The organism is Delftia sp. SD018 (genome assembly GCF_017355445.1).
GTDB lineage: Bacteria > Pseudomonadota > Gammaproteobacteria > Burkholderiales > Burkholderiaceae_C > Comamonas > Comamonas acidovorans.
In genome coordinates this window covers 1-3372 of record NZ_JADDRN010000064.1, presented here as the reverse complement: position 1 = coordinate 3372, position 3372 = coordinate 1, and the positions used below count along the sequence as shown (strand labels likewise).

The window sequence follows — 3372 nt, the reverse complement described above, 5'->3', positions numbered from 1 at the left end:
TGACCTACTTTCACACGGGAACCCGCACTATCATCGGCGCAAAGTCGTTTCACTGTCCTGTTCGGGATGGGAAGGAGTGGTACCAACTTGCTATGGTCATCAGGCATAACTTGTTGTCATGCTGCTCATGGAGCAACACAACGAATTCATAGAGTCTGTAATCAGCTTTGTATTTTGACTGCGCCTTACTTGGCATAACCACCTTGATGATCAACGTCATCAAAGTTATAGGGTCAAGCCTCACGAGCAATTAGTACTGGTTAGCTTAACGCATTACTGCGCTTCCACACCCAGCCTATCAACGTCCTGGTCTTGAACGACTCTTCAGGGGGCTCAAGGCCCCGGCAGATCTCATCTTGAAACGAGTTTCCCGCTTAGATGCTTTCAGCGGTTATCTCTTCCACACTTAGCTACTCGGCAATGCCACTGGCGTGACAACCGATACACCAGAGGTGTGTCCACTCCGGTCCTCTCGTACTAGGAGCAGGCTTCCTCAAATCTGCAGCGCCCACGGAAGATAGGGACCAAACTGTCTCACGACGTTTTAAACCCAGCTCACGTACCTCTTTAAATGGCGAACAGCCATACCCTTGGGACCGACTACAGCCCCAGGATGAGATGAGCCGACATCGAGGTGCCAAACACCGCCGTCGATATGAACTCTTGGGCGGTATCAGCCTGTTATCCCCAGAGTACCTTTTATCCGTTGAGCGATGGCCCTTCCATACAGAACCACCGGATCACTATGTCCTGCTTTCGCATCTGCTCGACTTGTCAGTCTCGCAGTTAAGCACGCTTATGCCATTGCACTATCGTCACGATGTCCGACCGTAACTAGCGTACCTTCGAACTCCTCCGTTACGCTTTGGGAGGAGACCGCCCCAGTCAAACTGCCTACCATGCACTGTCCCCGATCCCGATAAGGGACCTGGGTTAGAACCTCAAACGCACCAGGGTGGTATTTCAACGTCGGCTCCATGAGAACTAGCGTCCTCACTTCAAAGCCTCCCACCTATCCTACACAGATCCGTTCAAAATCCAATACAAAGCTACAGTAAAGGTTCATGGGGTCTTTCCGTCTTTCCGCGGGGAGATTGCATCATCACAAACATTTCAACTTCGCTGAGTCTCTGGAGGAGACAGTGTGGCCATCGTTACGCCATTCGTGCAGGTCGGAACTTACCCGACAAGGAATTTCGCTACCTTAGGACCGTTATAGTTACGGCCGCCGTTTACTGGGACTTCAATCAAGAGCTTGCACCCCATCATTTAATCTTCCAGCACCGGGCAGGCGTCACACCCTATACGTCCACTTTCGTGTTTGCAGAGTGCTGTGTTTTTATTAAACAGTCGCAGCCACCGATTTTTTGCAACCGCTTTGGGCTCCCTTTGTTCAAGTTCACCTACTTGCGGCATACCTTCTCCCGAAGTTACGGTATCAATTTGCCGAGTTCCTTCTCCAGAGTTCTCTCAAGCGCCTTAGAATACTCATCTCGCGCACCAGTGTCGGTTTGCGGTACGGTCGTGTGTAGCTGAAGCTTAGTGGCTTTTCCTGGAAGCAGGGTATCACTCACTTCGTCTGCAAGCAGACTCGTTATCACCCCTCATCTAAGCCCGGCGGATTTGCCTACCAGGCACGACTACAGGCTTGAACCAACATATCCAACAGTTGGCTGAGCTAACCTTCTCCGTCCCCACATCGCACTACACATCGGTACAGGAATATTGACCTGTTTCCCATCAGCTACGCATCTCTGCCTCGCCTTAGGGGCCGACTCACCCTACGCCGATGAACGTTGCGTAGGAAACCTTGCGCTTACGGCGAGGGGGCTTTTCACCCCCTTTAACGCTACTCATGTCAGCATTCGCACTTCTGATACCTCCAGCACCCGTTACCAGGCACCTTCACAGGCTTACAGAACGCTCTCCTACCACTTGCAATAAATTGCAAATCCGCAGCTTCGGTAACTGGCTTAGCCCCGTTACATCTTCCGCGCAGGACGACTCGATCAGTGAGCTATTACGCTTTCTTTAAATGATGGCTGCTTCTAAGCCAACATCCTGACTGTTTTAGCCTTCCCACTTCGTTTCCCACTTAGCCAATTTTAGGGACCTTAGCTGGCGGTCTGGGTTGTTTCCCTCTTGAGTCCGGACGTTAGCACCCGGTGCTCTGTCTCCCAAGCTGTACTCTGCGGTATTCGGAGTTTGCATAGGTTTGGTAAGTCGCCATGACCCCCTAGCCTAAACAGTGCTCTACCCCCGCAGGTAATACTTGAGGCACTACCTAAATAGTTTTCGGAGAGAACCAGCTATTTCCAAGTTTGTTTAGCCTTTCACCCCTATCCACAGCTCATCCGCTAGTTTTGCAACACTAGTCGGTTCGGACCTCCAGTACCTGTTACGGCACCTTCATCCTGGCCATGGATAGATCACTTGGTTTCGGGTCTACACCCAGCGACTGGACGCCCTATTCGGACTCGATTTCTCTACGGCTCCCCTATTCGGTTAACCTTGCCACTGAATGTAAGTCGCTGACCCATTATACAAAAGGTACGCAGTCACCCTTGCGGGCTCCTACTTTTTGTAAGCATGCGGTTTCAGGATCTATTTCACTCCCCTCCCGGGGTTCTTTTCGCCTTTCCCTCACGGTACTGGTTCACTATCGGTCGATGATGAGTATTTAGCCTTGGAGGATGGTCCCCCCATATTCAGACAGGGTTTCTCGTGCCCCGCCCTACTTTTCTCTAGCTCAGTACCACCAGTCGGTTTTCACATACAGGGCTATCACCTACTATGGCCGGACTTTCCATTCCGTTTTGTTAACCGTCTGACTATCACTAGAAGGCTCTTCCGATTTCGCTCGCCACTACTTTCGGAATCTCGGTTGATGTCTTTTCCTCTGGGTACTTAGATGTTTCAGTTCTCCAGGTTCGCCTCGCATACCTATGTATTCAGTATGCGATACCCTTGCGGGTGGGTTTCCCCATTCAGAAATCTCCGGATCAAAGCTAATTTGCCAGCTCCCCGAAGCTTATCGCAGGCTATCACGTCTTTCGTCGCCTATCATCGCCAAGGCATCCACCACATGCTCTTAGTCACTTGACCCTATAACTTTGATCTCTCTTGCGAGATTTCGCCGTTTTCTTTCAAGGACTTGCGAGGTCTCTCACCTCGCGCGTTATGCCGTAATGTGAATGAATTCTTTGACATTTCTGTCAAGAGAACAATTCGTCATTACTTGAATAAAACAAAGTTTCATTCGTTTTGACGCAATCAAAATGTTGCTGACGGCACGGTGAGATTGAAATCTCTTTCCGTCAGCAACGCTGATTTCGACTCTATGAATTTTTAAAGAACAGCCGATTGATAGTT

Annotated in this window: 1 protein-coding gene and 2 rRNA genes; all 3 read right to left on the bottom strand. The window is 50.2% G+C overall.

The window, feature by feature from the left end; translation table 11 throughout:
• Window positions 1-104, bottom strand: a 5S ribosomal RNA gene (gene rrf, locus INR38_RS28525); the annotation flags it as partial.
• 125 nt (window positions 105-229) lie between these two features.
• Window positions 230-3105 (bottom strand): 23S ribosomal RNA (locus INR38_RS28520).
• A gap of 73 nt (window positions 3106-3178) precedes the next feature.
• Window positions 3179-3372 (bottom strand): hypothetical protein (locus INR38_RS28515; RefSeq protein WP_207444604.1); only part of this gene is annotated, 194 nt, incomplete at its 5' end.